The organism is Paraburkholderia sp. (genome assembly GCF_035501035.1).
Classification (GTDB): Bacteria; Pseudomonadota; Gammaproteobacteria; order Burkholderiales; family Burkholderiaceae; genus Paraburkholderia.
This window is the reverse complement of the sequence record NZ_DATJWR010000157.1, coordinates 1-16,590: the sequence shown is the minus strand read 5'-3', so window position 1 is coordinate 16,590 and position 16,590 is coordinate 1. Positions and strand designations below refer to the sequence as shown.

Annotated in this window: 17 protein-coding genes; 12 read left to right on the top strand and 5 right to left on the bottom strand. The window is 67.4% G+C overall.

The window, feature by feature from the left end:
* Positions 1 to 11 precede the first annotated feature (11 nt).
* Entirely contained in the window at positions 12 to 1,061 is a 1,050-nt protein-coding gene (locus VMJ11_RS11015) for an ABC transporter ATP-binding protein (protein WP_325619452.1), read from the top strand.
* On the opposite strand, the gene VMJ11_RS11010 is transcribed toward VMJ11_RS11015, so the two are convergent.
* Positions 1,049 to 1,918 (bottom strand): LysR family transcriptional regulator, encoded by an 870-nt coding sequence (locus tag VMJ11_RS11010; protein WP_325619451.1) that lies wholly within the window; start codon positions 1,916 to 1,918, stop codon positions 1,049 to 1,051. The two genes, VMJ11_RS11015 and VMJ11_RS11010, sit on opposite strands and share 13 nt — an antisense overlap.
* Positions 1,919 to 2,029: 111 nt before the next feature.
* Between VMJ11_RS11010 and VMJ11_RS11005 the strand changes: the two genes are divergently transcribed.
* A complete protein-coding gene (locus VMJ11_RS11005) occupies positions 2,030 to 2,959 on the top strand; it encodes a DMT family transporter (RefSeq protein ID WP_325619450.1) in 930 nt (309 codons plus the stop codon).
* Between the two features lie 19 nt (positions 2,960 to 2,978).
* Here the strand turns inward: VMJ11_RS11005 and VMJ11_RS11000 are convergent, their stop codons facing one another.
* Positions 2,979 to 4,280, bottom strand: coding sequence for an MFS transporter (locus VMJ11_RS11000; protein ID WP_325619449.1), 1,302 nt, complete (start codon positions 4,278 to 4,280; stop codon positions 2,979 to 2,981).
* A 210-nt stretch (positions 4,281 to 4,490) separates the two neighbouring features.
* Between VMJ11_RS11000 and VMJ11_RS10995 the strand changes: the two genes are divergently transcribed.
* The 8 genes from VMJ11_RS10995 to mdcH are packed head-to-tail and all read left to right on the top strand — an operon-like array spanning position 4,491 to position 11,514.
* Positions 4,491 to 5,297, top strand: a complete 807-nt coding sequence (locus tag VMJ11_RS10995; RefSeq protein WP_325619448.1) for a GntR family transcriptional regulator — start codon at positions 4,491 to 4,493, stop codon at positions 5,295 to 5,297.
* Positions 5,281 to 6,954: a malonate decarboxylase subunit alpha gene (mdcA, locus tag VMJ11_RS10990; protein ID WP_325619447.1), complete on the top strand. Its 1,674-nt coding sequence runs from the start codon at positions 5,281 to 5,283 to the stop codon at positions 6,952 to 6,954. The genes VMJ11_RS10995 and mdcA overlap by 17 nt, the downstream gene beginning before the upstream one ends.
* 5 nt (positions 6,955 to 6,959) lie before the next feature.
* The gene (locus tag VMJ11_RS10985) at positions 6,960 to 7,907 is read left to right on the top strand and encodes a triphosphoribosyl-dephospho-CoA synthase (RefSeq protein WP_325619446.1); all 948 of its coding nucleotides are present in this window, start codon (positions 6,960 to 6,962) and stop codon (positions 7,905 to 7,907) included.
* On the top strand, positions 7,895 to 8,209 hold the full coding sequence (locus VMJ11_RS10980) for a malonate decarboxylase subunit delta (RefSeq protein WP_325619445.1): 315 nt from the start codon (positions 7,895 to 7,897) through the stop codon (positions 8,207 to 8,209). Before VMJ11_RS10985 ends, VMJ11_RS10980 begins: the two co-directional genes overlap by 13 nt.
* Positions 8,206 to 9,087 carry a biotin-independent malonate decarboxylase subunit beta gene (locus VMJ11_RS10975; protein WP_325619444.1) on the top strand — a complete coding sequence of 294 codons (882 nt, stop codon included), beginning with the start codon at positions 8,206 to 8,208 and terminating at the stop codon, positions 9,085 to 9,087. The genes VMJ11_RS10980 and VMJ11_RS10975 overlap by 4 nt, the downstream gene beginning before the upstream one ends.
* The gene (gene mdcE / locus VMJ11_RS10970) at positions 9,084 to 9,902 is read left to right on the top strand and encodes a biotin-independent malonate decarboxylase subunit gamma (RefSeq protein ID WP_325619443.1); all 819 of its coding nucleotides are present in this window, start codon (positions 9,084 to 9,086) and stop codon (positions 9,900 to 9,902) included. The genes VMJ11_RS10975 and mdcE overlap by 4 nt, the downstream gene beginning before the upstream one ends.
* Complete coding sequence (locus VMJ11_RS10965; protein ID WP_325619442.1) at positions 9,902 to 10,579, top strand: malonate decarboxylase holo-ACP synthase; 678 nt, start codon at positions 9,902 to 9,904, stop codon at positions 10,577 to 10,579. The genes mdcE and VMJ11_RS10965 overlap by 1 nt, the downstream gene beginning before the upstream one ends.
* On the top strand, positions 10,576 to 11,514 hold the full coding sequence (gene mdcH / locus VMJ11_RS10960) for a malonate decarboxylase subunit epsilon (RefSeq protein ID WP_325619441.1): 939 nt from the start codon (positions 10,576 to 10,578) through the stop codon (positions 11,512 to 11,514). The genes VMJ11_RS10965 and mdcH overlap by 4 nt, the downstream gene beginning before the upstream one ends.
* Before the next feature lie 133 nt (positions 11,515 to 11,647).
* Here the strand turns inward: mdcH and VMJ11_RS10955 are convergent, their stop codons facing one another.
* Together VMJ11_RS10955 and VMJ11_RS10950 are read right to left on the bottom strand one after the other, a co-directional pair.
* The gene (locus tag VMJ11_RS10955) at positions 11,648 to 12,244 is read right to left on the bottom strand and encodes an alpha-ketoglutarate-dependent dioxygenase AlkB family protein (protein WP_325619440.1); all 597 of its coding nucleotides are present in this window, start codon (positions 12,242 to 12,244) and stop codon (positions 11,648 to 11,650) included.
* A gap of 95 nt (positions 12,245 to 12,339) precedes the next feature.
* Positions 12,340 to 12,663, bottom strand: coding sequence for a hypothetical protein (locus VMJ11_RS10950; protein WP_325619439.1), 324 nt, complete (start codon positions 12,661 to 12,663; stop codon positions 12,340 to 12,342).
* 422 nt (positions 12,664 to 13,085) lie between these two features.
* On the opposite strand from VMJ11_RS10950, the gene VMJ11_RS10945 reads away from it, so the two are divergent.
* Together VMJ11_RS10945 and VMJ11_RS10940 are read left to right on the top strand one after the other, a co-directional pair.
* Positions 13,086 to 14,243 (top strand): metallophosphoesterase, encoded by a 1,158-nt coding sequence (locus tag VMJ11_RS10945; RefSeq protein WP_325619438.1) that lies wholly within the window; start codon positions 13,086 to 13,088, stop codon positions 14,241 to 14,243.
* Positions 14,244 to 14,346: 103 nt separating this feature from the next.
* Entirely contained in the window at positions 14,347 to 15,438 is a 1,092-nt protein-coding gene (locus VMJ11_RS10940) for an AI-2E family transporter (protein ID WP_325619437.1), read from the top strand.
* A gap of 54 nt (positions 15,439 to 15,492) precedes the next feature.
* Here VMJ11_RS10940 and VMJ11_RS10935 read toward each other — a convergent pair.
* Positions 15,493 to 16,590 (bottom strand): heavy metal sensor histidine kinase (locus VMJ11_RS10935; RefSeq protein WP_325619436.1); only part of this gene is annotated, 1,098 nt, incomplete at its 5' end.

Sequence of the window (16,590 nt, the reverse complement as noted above, 5' to 3'; positions counted from 1 at the left end):
TCGCCCCGCCCATGAGCACACTACGCATTTCCGGCCTGCAAAAGGCCTTCGACGGCCATCCGGTCCTGCACGGCATCGATCTTGCCGTGCGCTCGGGTTCGCTCGTCGCGCTGCTGGGCCCTTCGGGCAGCGGCAAGACCACGCTGCTGCGCGTGCTGTGCGGCTTCGAGCGCGCCGACGCCGGCACGGTCGAAATCGACGGCCGCCGCGTGGCTGGCGATGGCCTCCATCTGCCCACCGAGCGCCGCCACATTGGCTACGTGCCGCAGGAAGGGGCGCTGTTCCCGCATCTGAGCGTGGCCGAGAACATCGTCTTCGGCCTGCCGCGCGCGCAACGGCGAGCCCACCACCGCGTGGCCGAATTGCTCGAACTCGTCGGTCTTCCGGAGTCCTATGCAACACGCGCCCCGCAGCAGCTATCGGGCGGCCAGCAGCAGCGCGTGGCGCTCGCCCGCGCGCTCGCGCCCTCGCCCGGCCTCGTGATGCTCGACGAACCGTTCTCCTCGCTCGACGCGGCATTGCGCGTCGAAACGCGCGAAGCCGTGGCGCGCGCGCTCGCGGCAGCCGGCGCGACCGCCGTGCTCGTCACGCACGACCAGGCCGAGGCGCTCTCGCTCGGCCACGAAGTCGCGGTGCTGTGGCGCGGCAGGCTCTTGCAGAGCGCACCGCCGCAAACGCTGTATCGGCGCCCGGCCACGCGCGAACTGGCGGCGTTCATCGGCGAAGCGGTGCTGTTGCCCGGCACGGTGGAAAACGGACGCGCGCATTGCGTGCTGGGCGCGCTGCCGATTCAGCAAGGCCTCAATCCCGCCGATGGCGCCGTGGACGTGATGCTGCGCCCGGAGCAGATCGACGTGCTGCCCGAGACCGCGCAACGCGACGGCGCGCTCGACGCCATCGTGCGCGAGATCACCTTTCAGGGTCAGGACGCCGCGCTCACGTTGCAGTTGATCGATGCGAGCGCAACGGTCCGCGCCCGCGTGCCCGGCTATCGGACGCCGCGCACCGGCGAGCGCGTGCGCCTCGCGGTGGGCGGCGAAGTGAGCGTCTACCCGCGCTGACGCGGCAGCGAGAGGTCCTGCACCATCTGCTGCGCGAGGTAATCGCAAGTCGGCCGGTTCGACTTGACGCTGCGCGCGACCACGATGTCGAGCGGCTCGATCTTCGGCAGCCCCTGCGCCTCGCCGAGAATCGCGAAACGCGGCGGCACGCTGCTGCGTGTGAGCGCGACGACCGCAATGCCCGCCTCCACCGTCGCGACGAGCCCCATGAGGCTCGCGCTGCTGTACGCGGCGCGATAGCGGATGCGCGCCGCATCGAGCGCGGCCACCGTGTGCGCGCGAGCCACGCAGCCATGCTCGTAGAGCCCCACCGGCAACGGCGACATCGAGAGCGCCGACGAATTTTCAGCCGACCCCACCCACACCATGTCCTCGCTGCGCACGAAGTCGCCACGCAGCTTGTTGTCGCGCGTAACGAACGCGAGGTCGATCTTGTTGTCCGCGAGCATCGGTCCTAGCGCAATACTCTGCGCGCACACGATCTCGATCTCCACATGCGGATAGCGCGTCGAAAAGCGCCGCAACACCGGCGAAAGCAGCGACGCCATGTAGTCGTCGGGCGCGCCGAGCACCACGCGACCCGTCACTTCGGGCCGCACCATCGCCGCCCAAGCCTCTTCCTGCAGATCGAGCGCACGCCGCGCGTATTCGAGCAGCGTATTGCCCGGCCGCGTGAGCGCGAGATTGCGCGTGTCGCGCGAGAACAGCGTCGTGCCGAGCATCTGCTCGAGCCGCTTGATCTGCATGCTCACGGCCGCCTGCGAGCGATGCACGGCGACCGCGGCCTTCGTGAAGCTGCCCGCATCGGCGACGGCGGCGAAGGTGCGCAGCAGATCGATGTCGAACTCGGGGCTCATGATTCATAAGCAGCATTGATGGAATTCTTCAATTTAATTCGTTTGTCGACACCCTGCAACTGACGAATACTGAACGCGTTTTCAACCTCCTTTCGAATTCCCGCTCCGGCCATGCAATTCGATCATCACGGCAGCCGCCAGCAAGGCGTCCTCATGCTCGCGAGCGGCGGCCTCCTGATGGGCACGTTAGGCGTGTTCGTCGAAGAGGCGCACCTGGGCGCGCTCACGCTCGTATTCTTCCGCTGCCTCTTCGGCATGCTCGCGCTCGCCGCGTATTGCGCCTGGCAGGGCTGGCTCTCGCCACGCCAGTTCACGCGACGCACGCTCTCGCTCGCGCTTATTTCGGGCGTGCTGATGGTCACGCAATGGGTGGCGTTTTTCGATGCGATCCATCGCACGAGCATCGCCGTCGCGACGGTCGTGTTCCATGTGCAGCCATTCTGGGTCGTGCTGATCGGCGCGGCGCTCTTTCACGAGCAACTCGGCGCGGACCGCCTGGGCTGGATCGGCATTGCCTTCGTCGGCCTCGTGCTCGCCTCGGGCGTGCTCGGAGAAACGCATCTCTCCGACCCCACGAGCTATCTGATCGGCATTGCCGAGTCGTTGGGCGGGTCGGTGCTCTATGCGGGCGTCACGCTGATCGCCAAGAGCCTGCGCGGGCTTCGCCCACACCTGCTGACGCTCACGCAATGCGCGGTGGGCACGCTTTGCCTGCCGTTGATCGCGCCACTCTTCGCGCCGCTCGAACTCGCACATATTTCGGCTACGCAGTGGGGCTGGCTCGTCGGCATGGGCGTGCTGCACACGGGGCTTTCTTACGTGCTGATCTACGGCGCGTTGCCGATGTTGACCACGCCCGTGATCGCCGTGCTGCTCTTCGTGTACCCGCTCACGGCAATCGCAGTCGATGCCATCGTCTACAACCGCGCGTTGAGCATGGCTCAGTTCGCGGGCATGGCGCTGATCGTTACAGCGAGCCTCGGCGTGAATCTGGGCTGGCGCCTGTTGCCGCCGAGGCTCGTGAAAGCGCGGCGCTCGTGAATGCGCCGCGAAAGAAGATTCACGTAGGCAGCGCTTCGCCCTTGGTCTCCGGCGCAAACGGAATGATGAGGAGTCCGAGCACAAACGCCAGCGCGGTGAGCGCAACCGGCGTACCCAGCGTGTGCATATGCAGCACCGCCGCGCCGAGCAGGAAGTTCACGCCCGCGCCCACGAAGCGGCCGAACGACGTGCAGAATGCGAACGCCGTGGCGCGCACGCGCGTGCCGAACTGCTCGGGCAACCAGAGGCTGAAGAGCGCGAAGTTGCCGCCGAAGAACCCCAGCACGAAAAGCAGCGCGATGAACGGCACGAGCCCGTTCTCGAGGTAGTACGCCCAGCCGAAGCTCGCCGCGATCGTCACGGCCATGCCCGCGAAATAGACGGCGAGCGTCCACTTGCGGCCGATGCGCTCGGCCATCGGCGGCAGCGCGAGGCAGCCCAGGATCGTGCCGATGGAGAGAATGCCCGTGGCGATCGACGCCGTGCGGATCGCCTCGGCCTTGTTCGCGCCGGCTTTCGTTGCGAGCTGGATCACCGCGGAAGGCTCATAAACGGCGCCCGCCCAAAGGCCGATGATGGCAATGGTCAGGAGCGCGCAGGCGACCACGGTGCGCACGCGGTAGACGTTGCCGAATATTTCGCGCAACGGGTGCCCGTGGTGCACGTGGCTCGCTTCCGACTTGCGCCACTTGTCCGGCTCCTCCACGCGCGTGAGCACGAGGATGGCCACCACCACCGGCACGGCGCCCGTGAGGAACATGGCGCGCCAGCCGAAGTGCACGCCTATCGTGTAGTTGAGCGCCGCCGCGATGAAAAACCCTGCGTAATAGCCCGTCTGCAGATAGCCCGCGCCCATCTTGCGGCGATCCTCGGGCCACGATTCCGCTACGTAGGTGCCCGCGAGCGCCCACTCGCCGCCAATGCCCACGCCCGCGAGAAAGCGGTAGATGGCGAGTGCCCACACGCTCTGCGCGGTAGCGGAAAGGCCCGTGAAGATCGCAAACATGAAAATGGTGCCGGCCAGCACGCGCGTGCGGCCGAAGCGGTCCGCAAGCGGCCCCCAGATGAACGACAGACCCCAGCCCACGAGGAAGAGCGCGAACAGGATCGAACCCGCAAGGCCGATGTTCGCCGCGCTCGCCTCATAGCCCGAGCGCGGCAGCAGCTCGGTGAGCGCGGGCGTGAGCACGAGCGCATAGATGAACGAGTCCATGCCGTCTAGCGTCCAGCCGGCCCAGGCTCCCCAGAAACCGGCAATCTGCGACCGGCTGAGCGGTGTCTTGCTGTGAGCCCGCGGCGCGGTCTCGGTGATCGAATTCATCAAGCTCTCTCCTTTGGTGTCTCGCCCGCGCTCGCCAGTGCGAACGCGCGCCACGATACGCGCAAGATGCAGACCGCTCCCGTGCCGGCCCTTTTCAGAAACTCCCTGCAAGCCCCGTTCTTCTCGCCCGTCTATAGTGGTTCTTGTGTTTGTCTCTTGCGGGTTTTCGAGGCTTTCGCCCCGGTCTTTTTATATATAATATTTGATCTCATGAGCAACGCAACGAATGGTTTTCCCCTGGAAGGCAACGGCGACTTGAGTGCGGCGGGCTTGCCCGCCGCCGCCACGCCTCGCACCAGCACCTCACGCATGATCGCCGACGCCCTGCGTAGCGCGATCGTCGAGGGCAAGCTCGCGCCTGACGCGCCGCTGCGCCAGGACGCGATCGCGCGGCATTTTTCGGTCAGCGCAATTCCCGTACGCGAGGCGTTGCGCCAGCTCGCGAGCGAAGGCTGGGCGAAGATCGAGGTGAACAAGGGCGCGAGCGTGGCGTCGCTTTCGGCAGACGAAGCGCGCGAGATCTACGAGATCCGCTCCGCGCTCGAAAGCCTCGCGCTCGGCCTCGCCATTCCGAACCACACGACCGCGTCGCTGCGCGAAGTAAGCGCGCTCGCCGCTTCGGCCAAGCGCGAGCGCGATCCGTCGCTTTACGTCGCGCGCAACGAGGCCTTCCATATGAACCTCTACGCGCCCGCCGGCCGCCCGCAGCTCATGGAAATGCTGAGCGCGCTGCACCGCCGCGGCGAGCGCTATCTGCGCCTGAAATTCGGCTTTCCCGAATACAAGGGCGAATCCGATGCTGAGCACACCGAAATTCTCGCCGCCGTGAAGCGCGGCGACGTGCCCACCGCGCAAAAGCTCGTGGCCGCGCACCTGCTCGGCACGGGCGAGCTGATCTACCGTTTTCTGACCGAGCGCGCCGCGCTGCCCGCCGCGACGCCCGCCGCCGCTGCCCGCACGAAAGCGCGGGCCTCTTCCCGCTCACGGAGCCGAACCGCCGATGAAGCCTCAAGCTGATACGCCTACCTCGCCCGACCTCGCGCCGCGCTCATGGACCACGCGCCGCGACGAAAAGGCCCGCCGCCTCGCCGCCATTTCGGGCTGGCTCGAAGACGGCGTGCTGCCCACCGCGCGCATGACCGAAGCGCTCGAACTGCTGATCCGCCCAGGCGACCGCGTCGCGCTCGAAGGCGACAACCAGAAGCAGGCCGACTTCCTCTCGCGCTCGCTGGCAAAAGCCGATCCCGCGAAACTCAACAACGTTCATCTGCTGATTTCGAGCATCAGCCGCCCCGAGCACCTCACGCTATTCGAGCGCGGCATCGCGCATCGCGTGGATTTCGCGTTCGCGGGCGCGCAGAGCCTGCGCGTCGCGCAACTGCTCGAAGACGGCCAGCTCGAAGTGGGGGCGATCCACACTTATGTCGAGCTTTACGCGCGCATGTTCGTCGACCTGATTCCGCAGGTCGCGCTGCTGTGCGCCGAGAAAGCCGACCGCCACGGCAATCTCTACACCGGCCCCAACACCGAAGACACGCCGACCATCGCCGAGGCCGCCGCATTCAGCCAGGGCATCGTCATCGTTCAGGTGAACGAAATTGTCGACGAACTGCCGCGCGTGGACATTCCCGGTTCGTGGGTCGACGTGATCGTGCAGGCCGACCGGCCGTTCGCGGTCGAACCGCTCTTCACGCGCGATCCGCGCCATATCGGCGACCTGCAGGTGCTCACCGCGATGATGGTGATCAAGGGCATCTACGGGCCCTATGGCATCGCGTCGCTCAATCATGGCATTGGCTTTGATACCGCCGCTATCGAGCTGTTGCTGCCCACCTATGGCGAATCGCTCGGGCTCAAGGGCAAGATCTGCCGGAACTGGACGCTCAATCCGCATCCCACGCTGATTCCCGCCATCGAATCGGGCTGGGTGGAAAGCGTGCACTGCTTCGGCAGCGAAGTGGGCATGGAAGCGTACATCGCGGCACGCCCCGATGTGTTCTTCACCGGCAGCGACGGCAGCCTGCGCTCGAACCGCGTGCTGTGCCAGCTCGCAGGGCAATATGGCGTCGACCTCTTCATCGGCGCGACGCTGCAGATCGACGCCGATGCGAATTCGTCCACCGTCACGCGCGGGCGGCTCGCGGGCTTCGGCGGCGCGCCGAACATGGGACACGATCCGCGCGGCCGGCGCCACGCGAGCGAAGCGTGGCTCAAGCTGCTCAAGGACACGGGCCCGGTTTCGCGCGGCCACAAGCTCGTGGTGCAGCTCGCCGAGACCTGGAAAAAGGGCGGCGAGCCGACCTTCGTCGACGAGCTCGACGCGATCGCCGTCGGCGAGAAGAGCGGCATGCCGATTGCGCCCGTGATGATCTACGGCGACGACGTGAGCCATGTCGTGACCGAGGAGGGCATTGCGCACCTGCATCGCGCCGAAGGCATCGACGAACGCCGCGCGGCGCTCGCGGCCGTGGCGGGCGTGACGCCCATCGGCCTGCGCGCGCAGCAGCAGAAAACCGACGAATTGCGACGCCGCGGCATCGTGCAGTTTCCCGAGGATCTCGGCATCCTGCGCGGCGAGGCCAAGCGCTCGCTGCTCGCGGCGCGCAGCATCGACGATCTGGTGACGTGGTCAGGCGGTCTCTACACGCCGCCCGCGCGCTTTCGCAGCTGGTAAGCACAATGCGCACGTTTGCCCTTACGCTCGCGGCCGAAGGTTCGGCGGGCCTGTCGCGGTCCAGCAACTTCGCACGCGAGGCGGAGCTTGCGCCGCAGCTCGCGCGGTTCGCCCGCGACGCGCTGATCGAAGAGGCGCGCCTCACGCCCAAACCGGCACTCGTGGATGCGCGTGGTAGTGGCGCGCACAACGATCTCGATCTCGCGACGATGCTGCGCTCGGCGCATGCGCTCGAACCCACGTTCGAGGCGCTCGCACGCGCCTCGCGCGGGGCCGCGCCCGGCACGGCGCTGCGCACCGATCTCGCGCGCATCGGCCGCGCGGGCGAAGCGGCGATGATGCGCGCGACCCAGGGCAGCAACGCCCATCGCGGCGCGATCTGGATCGTCGGCCTGCTAGTGGCAGGCGCGGCGATCGTGCATACGCCCGGCATCGGCGACAGCGCCCATGCCCACGCGGCGTACATTTGCGAAACGGCCGCATGTATCGCGCGCTTCGACGACCTGCTCGCGCAGCCCGCGCAAAGCAACGGCGAGCGCGTGCGGCAGCGCTACAACGTCGGCGGCGCGCGGCACGAGGCACAGGAAGGCTTTCCGCACGTCGTGCGCGTGGGCCTGCCCGCGCTGCACGCGGCGCGCGCGCATGGCCTTGGCGAAGCGCACGCGCGCGTGGACACGCTGCTCGCGATCATGGCCTCGCTCGACGACACCTGCGTGTTGCATCGCGCGGGACTCGCGGGGCGCGAGGCCGCGCAAGCGGGCGCGCAACGCGTGCGCGCGGCGGGCGGCATCGCCACGCAGGCAGGCCGCGCCGCATTCGACGCGCTAGAGCACGCGCTCCTCAGACTCAACGCATCGCCGGGCGGCGCGGCCGATCTGCTCGCCGCGACGCTCTTCATCGACAGACTGCTTCAGCACCGCATTGGCGGGAGGACGGTTTCATGGAACAACTGACATTCGACTACCCGGCGCAACGCGCCGTGACGGCACGCGCCCACGTGGGCGTGGTGGGCTCGGGCGACCTCGAAGTGCTGTTGCAGCCCGCCAGCGACATGACCGCGCGCGTGGTCGTGCAAACGAGCGTGGACGGCTACGGCCACATCTGGAAGAGCGTGCTCGACCGCTTCTTCACGCGCTACGACGGCGCGGCGCTCATCGAGATCAACGACTTCGGCGCCACGCCCGGCGTGGTGGCGCTGCGGCTCGCGGAGGCCGTCGAAGCCGCGCAGAATGGCACGCAGGGGGCACAGTCATGAGTAGCCCTAACCATGCCGCTCCCGGCGCGCTGCTGCGCGAGAGCTTCATCGAACTGAGCGCGCGCGAACGCGCGGCCGCCGTGCTCGACGCGGGCACGTTCCGCGAGCTGCTCGGCCCGTTCGACCGCCTCGAATCGCCGTGGCTGCCGTTGCAGGGCATCGTGTGCCAGGCCGATGACGGCGCGGTGATCGCGCGCGGCACGATCGACGGCCAGCCCGCCGTCGTGGCCGCGATCGAATCCGCGTTCCAGGGCGGCAGTATTGGCGAAGTGTCGGGCAGCAAGATCGCCGCGTCACTCGAACTCGCGCTCGCCGACTGCGAGCGCGGCAAGATCGTGCGGCCCGTCATCCTCTTCGAAACCGGCGGCGTGCGCCTGCAGGAAGCGAACCTCGGCCTCGCCGTGATCGCGGAAATCCAGGCGGCCATCGTCGCGCTGCGGGCTCACGTACCCGTGGTCGGCGTGATCGCGGGCATGGTGGGCTGCTTTGGCGGCATGTCGCTCGCGGCGGCCCTCTGCTCGACGCTCGTGATGACGAAGCAAGGCCGCCTCGGCATGAACGGGCCCGAGGTGATCGAGCAGGAAGCCGGCATAGAGGAACTCGATTCGAGCGACCGGCGCGCCGTGTGGCAGTTGATCGGCGGCGAGCAGCGTACGCGGACCGGCTTCGCCGATGCGCTCGTCGAAGACGCCGTGGACGACGTGCGCGCGGCCGTTCGCGCTTCGTTCGCGCAAGGCGTACCGCATACCCATCGAACGGAAGCCGTCGAGGCCACGCTCGCGAAACTCGCGCAGATCGACCCCGCCAGCGTCACCCCTGAAACGATGCGCGCGGTGTTCGCCGCGACGCCCCTGAACCTGCGCGGAGAACAAGCATGAACGACACGACGACGAGCCGCGGCGCACGCTGGCTGCGCGCCCTCTCGGGTGCGGACACTCGAGGCACGTGCGTGCAATACGCCGATGCACCGCTCGATGGCGAGACCGCGCGCTTCGTCACGGTCGCACCCGATCCCGCGAACCGATTTCCCCGCGCGCGCGACAACGTGGTGGGCCTGGAACAGGGCTGGCGTCTCGCACAAGCCGTGCGCGAAGCGATCGCCGAAGACGCGGCGAGCGGCAAGCAGCGCCGCCCGATCATCGCGATTGTCGACGTGAAGAGCCAGGCCTACGGCTATCGCGAAGAGATGCTCGGCATCCATCTCGCCTGCGCTTCGGCCGTGGACGCCTATGCGAGCGCGCGGCTCGCCGGGCATCCCGTCGTGGCGCTGATCGTCGGGCCTGCCATGTCGGGCGCGTTCCTCGCGCATGGCTACCAGGCCAACCGCATCGTCGCGCTCGATGCACCGGGCACGATGGTCCACGCCATGGGCAAGGAAGCTGCGGCGCGCGTCACGCGGCGCAGCGTGGAAGACCTCGATGCGCTCGGCGAGACGATCGTGCCGATGTCGTATTCCATGGCCTCGTTCGCAAAGCTCGGCCTGCTCGACGAACTGATCGAAGGCATCGATGCAGACGCGCCCAGCGACGCGCAGATCGCCCGTGTGCGCAACGTGCTGGCACAGAAAGCGCGTGAGGCGCGCGACGACAGGAGCGGTCTCGCGCATCGCCTGCAGGGCGAATCGGCACGGCGCACGCGCGCGGCGTCGATCGAGGTGCGCAAGCGTCTCGCGCAACAGTGGGACGCTAGCTGATGCGCGTCTGCGCCGCGCCGCCGTTCGCCGAAGATGCGCCACGCGTGGACGACGCGCGCCTGCGCGCGCACGACCTGCTGCGCGTCGCGCGTCTCACGCTGTCGGGCGACGAACCGGAATGGGTGCACGACGCGCTCGCTCGCGCGCCATGGGTGGTCGTGCGCCGCGCGCGCGCGGCGACTGGCTTCGTTGCCGCAGGCGTGCGTGGCAATGCGCGTTCGCAACGCTTCGGCACCTGGCTCAATATTGAGGATATCGAAATATCCAGAAGTCCTGAGGATCTACTCGATATCGATCCGCAGCAGGACCGAGCCGCATTGCCAGCCCTCGCTGCACTCGCGACCCTGCGCGAAACCGCCTCGCCGCTTCACGACTTCGTCTGGGGCCCCACGGGCAGCGCCGGGTTCGAACTCGCAACTGGCGTCCCGACCCTCACGGAGTCGAGTGATCTCGACATCCTGATTCGTGTGCCGCAACGCGTGGACCGCGCGACCGTCGACTCGCTCGCTCGAACGCTCGCGCAAGCCGCCAGCCGCGCGGGCACACGCATCGACGCGCAGCTCGAAACGCCTTCAGGCGGCGTTGCGCTCGCCGAGCTCGCTGCGCACAGGCCGCACGTGCTCGCGCGCGCGAGCAGCGGCGCGCAGTTCGTCGCCGACCCGTGGCGCGCGCCATGACGCTCGCCCTGCTCTTTCCGGGCCAGGGCGCGCAGAGTCCCGGCTTCCTGCACCAGCTGCCGCAACACGACGCGGTGCGGGCGACACTTGACGAGGCCTCGGCCGCGCTCGGGCTCGACGTCCTCTCGCTCGACGGCGCGGAGGCCTTGCGCTCCACGGTCGCTGTTCAGATAGGCCTCACGGTAGCGGGCGTGGCCATGGCGCGTGCACTGGCGCACGAAGGTCTCGTGCCGCAGTTCAGCGCCGGCCTTTCGGTGGGGGCCTATGCAGCGGCTGTGAGTTGCGAGGCGCTCGCGTTTGGAGACGCGCTGCGCATGGTGCGCAAACGCGCCGAATTAATGGAGCGCGCATGGCCCTCGGGCTATGGCCTCACGGCCGTTGCTGGACTGAGCGAGACACAAGTGGAGACGCTCGCGAAAACTTGCGCGCGTGAGCCCGGCGAGCGCGTCTATGTCGCGAACGTCAACGCGCCCCGGCAGATCGTCGTGGCCGGCGCAGACGCCGCGCTGGAGGCCTTCGGGGCCCGTGCGCTCGTTGCAGGCGCGCACAAGGTGCAACGGCTCGCCGTTTCTGTCCCTTCGCACTGCGAACTATTGGCCGATGCTGCGGAAACGCTCACCACCTGGGCGCGGGATATCCCGTTTCAAACGCCACGCGGCGTCTACGTCGACAATCGCGGCGGCCGTCCGCTCTACAGCGCCGATGCGATCCGCGCCGACCTCGCTACCAACATGCGCTACACGGTACGTTGGTATGACGCGCTGACGGTCATGATCGAATCGGGCGCGAGCGTGCTGGTCGAGGCGCCGCCAGGCCAGGTGCTCACCGACATCGCGCGCGGGCAGTATCCCGAGGTCGCGGCGCTGGCCGCATCGAACTTGCCACTGGAGCGACTCGTGGCGATCATCCGGCGGCGGCTCGGCGAAGACGCCTGAAGCCGGATGCAAATGCCTATTCGGCGTTTATGCGCATAAAGGCTTATTTGATTTTTAAGACAAAAGCAGTGCCCGCTCATGAACGCCGACGAATAATCGGCGAAAACGCACACATCTCCATCGATCAAGCAGCCTATTTCCGAAAACCCGGTATCACCACACGAAACGTGAGATTCACCCGCTCGCCGTTCACAGCAGGCTCCTTCGGCACGCGATGCCGCCATTGCGCCTGGGTTTTGCCTTGCATTACGAGCAGGCTGCCGCTCGTCAGGCGGAACGAGCGCACCACGCCGCTGGCGTTGTGGCGCAGGTCGAAGCGCCGTGTCGCGCCGAGGCTCAGCGAGGCGATCACCGGCTCTAGCCCCAGTTCGGGCTCGTGGTCCGCGTGCCAGCCCATGCTGTCCGTGCCGCTGCGGTAGCGGTTGAGTAGCACGCTGTTGAAGCGCACGCCGCAGAGCGTCGAGATCGCGTCGCGCAATCCAGCCACGGTGGCCGTCCACAGTTGCGGCTCATTGCGAATTCCCGAATAGATATAGACCGCGCCCGGATCGCCCTGCCAGGCCGTGAGGCGCGGCTGGTCCACCCAACCGCCGGGCGTGCGGATGCGCTCCTGCCGCCACCCGGCTTCGGCAACGACGCGCGCGAGTGCGTCGGCGGCCGCTTCCGGCGCAAGCCACGACGGATGCCAGGCCACGTCGGGCTGAGGCGTGTCGTCGAAAAGATCGAACATCGCGAGTATTTCAATCGAGCGGGGAAAGTACGCAGTTTCGCACGGCGCAGCCCCAGCTGCCGCGCCCCGCCGCTTTCATCGGATAGTCGCGCGAATCAGGTGAGCAGCGCGATATAGAACACGAGCGCGCCAATCAACGCGCCGCAAAAGCAGAAGCCTTCGGGGGGATCGTCGGTGGTGCGGGAGCGCAGCCAGGCGCCCACCACGCCGAACAGGCCCGCGATACCGAGCGCGACGAACACCATCACGACGTCGAATAACGCGCTGCGGCCAATCTCGATGATGTCCACACGCTTGATGGCGATATACAGCACCACGGCCATGATCGAGAGCCCGACCATGGGCAGCATGACGTGGCTGCCCTCGTACCCGACATGACGGCCATGCAATCCGTGCCCGACTGGCCTGATGCTTTTCATGATCCGCCTCCCCCAGAGCGCCCGAAACCGCGCGGACCTTGCTTCGAGCATAGTCCATCGCCGAAGCCGGTTCAATGGATGTTTAATTGCGCGTGCGCGGCGCCACATGAACAGTGTGCGACCAGCGGGATCGCGCTGGCAATCCAGGGAAATGCCGCAGTGCCACAGCTCAGTGCAACGGCCGGCGATGGTCGATTCATACACGCATGCATGTATGTTCACGCGCTTCTCAAGGCGTACTGAATATTGCATCGCAGCATGCCCCGTTGGCCCTCGCCGCCTTGAGCCGGCACGAAGTCTGCGCTGCCGGTAGAATGCAACGCAGCCAGCCTGCATTGACCGTCTGCAGCGTTTCGACGTGTGGCCTTTGCCGCCGCGCACCGTGCCCGCGTGTCAGACCACTCCCTTCCGCTTGCGCCGCCATGCCCCGACTCTCGTTTCTGGTTCGCTTCATCGCCATCGGCGTGCTGCTGCATGTCTATGTCGGCTTCCGCCTGATTCCCGATCTCCCGGTGCCCACCGCCGGCAAATGGCTCGCCGTGCTCTGGCTCGTGCTTTCGGTGCTGCTCATCCCGCCCGGCATGCTCGCGCGCCGCTTCAAGCGCCAGCCGCTCGGCGACCGGCTCGCGTGGATCGGGATGCTCGCCATGGGCTTTTTCTCGTCGCTGCTCATGCTGACGATCGCGCGTGACATCGTGCTCGCCTCGGCCATGACCGTCGAGGCGCTGTGGCCTCGCGCCATCGATCTCGCGGGCTGGCGCACCTTCAGCGCCGCCGTGGTGATCGCGCTCGCGTTCCTCTCCTCCGCGTTCGGCTTCTTCAATGCGCGCCGCCGCGCGCGCGTGCGCAACGTCGAAGTGCCGATTCGCGGGCTGCCCGCTGGGCTCGACGGCTTCACCATCGTGCAACTGAGCGATATCCACGTAGGGCCGACGATCAAGCACGGCTACGTCGATGCGATCGTGCGCGCCGTGAACCAGCTCGAGGCCGACGTGGTCGCGATCACGGGCGACGTGGTGGACGGCAGCGTCGCGCATCTGGCCGATCACACCGCGCCGCTCGGCAAGCTCAGTGCGCAGCATGGCGTGTATCTCGTGACGGGCAATCATGAGTACTACTCAGGAGCAGACGCGTGGATCGCCGAATTCCGCCGCATCGGCCTCACGGTGCTGATGAACCAGCACGTGGTGATCGAGCGTGACGGCGCGCGGCTCGTGCTGGCCGGCGTGACCGATTACACGGGCGGCCACTTCGATCCCGCGCACCGCAGCGACCCTGCACAGGCGCTGCGCGGCGCACCCGACGACGTCGATACGCGCGTGCTGCTCGCGCACCAGCCGCGCACGGCCCACGCGGCCGCCGAAGCCGGCTACACGCTGCAGCTCTCCGGCCACACGCATGGCGGCCAGATCTTCCCGTGGAATTTCCTCGTGCGCCTGCAGCAACCGTTCACGGCGGGCCTCGCGAAGCTCGGCGGCCTATGGGTCTATACGAGCCGCGGCACGGGCTACTGGGGGCCGCCCAAGCGGCTCGGCGCGCCTTCGGAAATCACGCGCGTGCGGCTGGTGGGCGCGCACTGAAGGCGACGCGCGACGGGCCGCGCGACCTTGCCGGTATCATGAGGCGATGCCGCCGTTCATGCTTCGTTCTTCAGACGGCGGCCCTACCAGGAACTCATCGCTCATGGAAGGCAACAAGCAACTTCACCAGACGGCGTTCTACCTGCTGCTGCTCACGGTATCCGTCGCGCTGTGCTTCATCCTCGCGCCGTTCTTCAGCACGGTGCTCTGGGGCGCCATTCTCGCGCTGATCTTCCAGCCCGTGCAGCGCCGGCTCGTCGCGCGGCTCGGGCGGCGGCGCAATCTCGCCGCGCTCATCACGCTCACGATCTGCGTCGTGATCGTGATCTTCCCGCTCACGCTGGTCGCGGGCACGCTCGTCCAGCAGGTCGCATCGGCCTACCAGCAGGTGCGCAGCGGCAGTCTCGACATCGGCGCGTCCTTCAGCCAGATCGTGCATGCCATGCCGCAGTCGATCCAGAATCTGCTCGCGCGCTACGACCTCATGGATCTGCCGGGGCTGCAGCAACGCCTTTCCGCGGGCGCCGCGCAAATCAGCCAGTTCGTCGCCACGCGCGCACTGAGCGTCGGGCAGAACACGCTGCAGTTCCTGGTGAGCTTCGGTGTGATGCTCTATCTGTTCTTCTTCCTCGTACGCGACGGCCGCGAGATCTCGCGCCTCGTGCGCGACGCCATCCCGCTCGACGAGCAGCACAAGCTGCATCTCATACGCAAGTTCACGACGGTCATACGCGCGACGGTGAAGGGCAACGTGGCCGTGGCGCTCGTGCAAGGCACGCTCGGCGGCATTGCGCTGTGGGTGCTCGGCATTCAGGGCGCGCTGCTGTGGGGCTTCGTGATGATGCTGCTCTCGCTCCTGCCCGCCGTGGGCGCGGCGCTCGTGTGGGGGCCTATCGCGGTGTACTTCATCTCGACGGGGGCGCTGGCCAAAGGCATCGGCCTCGCCCTTTTCGGCTCGCTCGTGATCGGTACCATCGACAACGTGCTGCGCCCGGTGCTCGTGGGCAAGGACACGCGCCTGCCCGACTGGGTCGTGCTGATCTCGACGCTCGGCGGCATCTCGCTCATCGGCATCAACGGCTTCGTGATCGGCCCGCTCATCGCGGCGCTCTTCATCAGCTGCTGGGACTTGCTGCGACGCGATCAGCACACGGTAGAGCACGAGAGCACGCCCATCGAAGACGAGCCCGTGTGAGCGCTTCTTTGCGGGCGCTAGCGGCCACCGCGTCAGGGCGAACTCGGTACGAACTCAGGGCGAAACGTGCAGCGGCACCCCGGCGCGGCCCTGGCGCGCGAAACCGGGGACGGGGGCCGCGAGCGCCTCGCCGCCATCCACGGCCACCGAGAAGCCGAACGTGTTGACGCCGTCCGCGCTGCGGACGAACACCGCGCCGCCGTGCATCTCCGCCACGGCCTTGACGATCGAAAGCCCGAGCCCGTGATTCTCGTGGCTGTTCGAGCGCGCCTCCTGAATGCGGTAGAAGCGGTCAAAGATATGCTCGCGCACGACAGGATCGAGCGGCTCGCCGGGGTTCGACACGGCAATCTCGACGTGGCCGTCCTGCGGCGCGACGGTGGCCCGCAGCATCGCGCCCGGCGGGGAATGCTGGATCGCGTTGACGAACAGATTGCTCACCGCGCGACCGAACAACGAGGTATTCACCCACGCACGCGCGTCGCCCTGCACTTGCACGTGCAGTTGCGCTTCCTCCAGCGGCATCTCGAGAAAATCGAGCATGCGCTCGATTTCCCCGCGCAGCGACACTTCAGTGAGCTCGGTAGCGCGTTCGCCTCGATCGCTACGCGAGAGGAACAGCATGTCGTTGACGATCACGCGCAATCGTTCGAATTCCTCAAGATTGGATTGCATGGTCTGCTGCAGCTGCTCGACCGAACGGTCGCGCGTGAGCGCCACCTGAGTCTGGCCGATCAGGATGCTCACCGGTGTGCGCAACTCGTGCGCCACGTCGGCATTGAACGATTCGAGACGCTCGTAGGCCTTTTCGAGGCGCTCCAGCGCGCCGTTGAACGACGTGGTGAGTTCGTGCAGCTCCTCGGGCAGTTCGTCCGTATGCAGACGCTGACGCCGGTTCGAGGGGCTCAGTTGCGCCGCCTCGCGCGAGAGGCGCGTGAGCGGGGCGAGCCCGAAGCGCGTGACCGCGCGGCTCAAGAGCGCGACTGCGATGGTGGAAAGCGCGATCAGCACGCCGAGCGCGATGCCGAAGCGCCGCAGCATGCCTTCGGTACGCACGCAATCGCTGCCGACCACGAGCTTCACCTCGGGCCGGTCGCCGCTCGCGGGCACCGTATAGGTCGTCATGATGATGTCGTAGTCGCAGCCGGGCGG

Coding starts and splice junctions, on each gene's coding strand:
- VMJ11_RS11015 (WP_325619452.1), top strand. CDS start 12: ATGAGCACACTACGCATTTCCGGCCTGCAAAAGGCCTTCGACGGCCAT.
- VMJ11_RS11010 (WP_325619451.1), bottom strand. CDS start 1,918: ATGAGCCCCGAGTTCGACATCGATCTGCTGCGCACCTTCGCCGCCGTC.
- VMJ11_RS11005 (WP_325619450.1), top strand. CDS start 2,030: ATGCAATTCGATCATCACGGCAGCCGCCAGCAAGGCGTCCTCATGCTC.
- VMJ11_RS11000 (WP_325619449.1), bottom strand. CDS start 4,280: ATGAATTCGATCACCGAGACCGCGCCGCGGGCTCACAGCAAGACACCG.
- VMJ11_RS10995 (WP_325619448.1), top strand. CDS start 4,491: ATGAGCAACGCAACGAATGGTTTTCCCCTGGAAGGCAACGGCGACTTG.
- mdcA (WP_325619447.1), top strand. CDS start 5,281: ATGAAGCCTCAAGCTGATACGCCTACCTCGCCCGACCTCGCGCCGCGC.
- VMJ11_RS10985 (WP_325619446.1), top strand. CDS start 6,960: ATGCGCACGTTTGCCCTTACGCTCGCGGCCGAAGGTTCGGCGGGCCTG.
- VMJ11_RS10980 (WP_325619445.1), top strand. CDS start 7,895: ATGGAACAACTGACATTCGACTACCCGGCGCAACGCGCCGTGACGGCA.
- VMJ11_RS10975 (WP_325619444.1), top strand. CDS start 8,206: ATGAGTAGCCCTAACCATGCCGCTCCCGGCGCGCTGCTGCGCGAGAGC.
- mdcE (WP_325619443.1), top strand. CDS start 9,084: ATGAACGACACGACGACGAGCCGCGGCGCACGCTGGCTGCGCGCCCTC.
- VMJ11_RS10965 (WP_325619442.1), top strand. CDS start 9,902: ATGCGCGTCTGCGCCGCGCCGCCGTTCGCCGAAGATGCGCCACGCGTG.
- mdcH (WP_325619441.1), top strand. CDS start 10,576: ATGACGCTCGCCCTGCTCTTTCCGGGCCAGGGCGCGCAGAGTCCCGGC.
- VMJ11_RS10955 (WP_325619440.1), bottom strand. CDS start 12,244: ATGTTCGATCTTTTCGACGACACGCCTCAGCCCGACGTGGCCTGGCAT.
- VMJ11_RS10950 (WP_325619439.1), bottom strand. CDS start 12,663: ATGAAAAGCATCAGGCCAGTCGGGCACGGATTGCATGGCCGTCATGTC.
- VMJ11_RS10945 (WP_325619438.1), top strand. CDS start 13,086: ATGCCCCGACTCTCGTTTCTGGTTCGCTTCATCGCCATCGGCGTGCTG.
- VMJ11_RS10940 (WP_325619437.1), top strand. CDS start 14,347: ATGGAAGGCAACAAGCAACTTCACCAGACGGCGTTCTACCTGCTGCTG.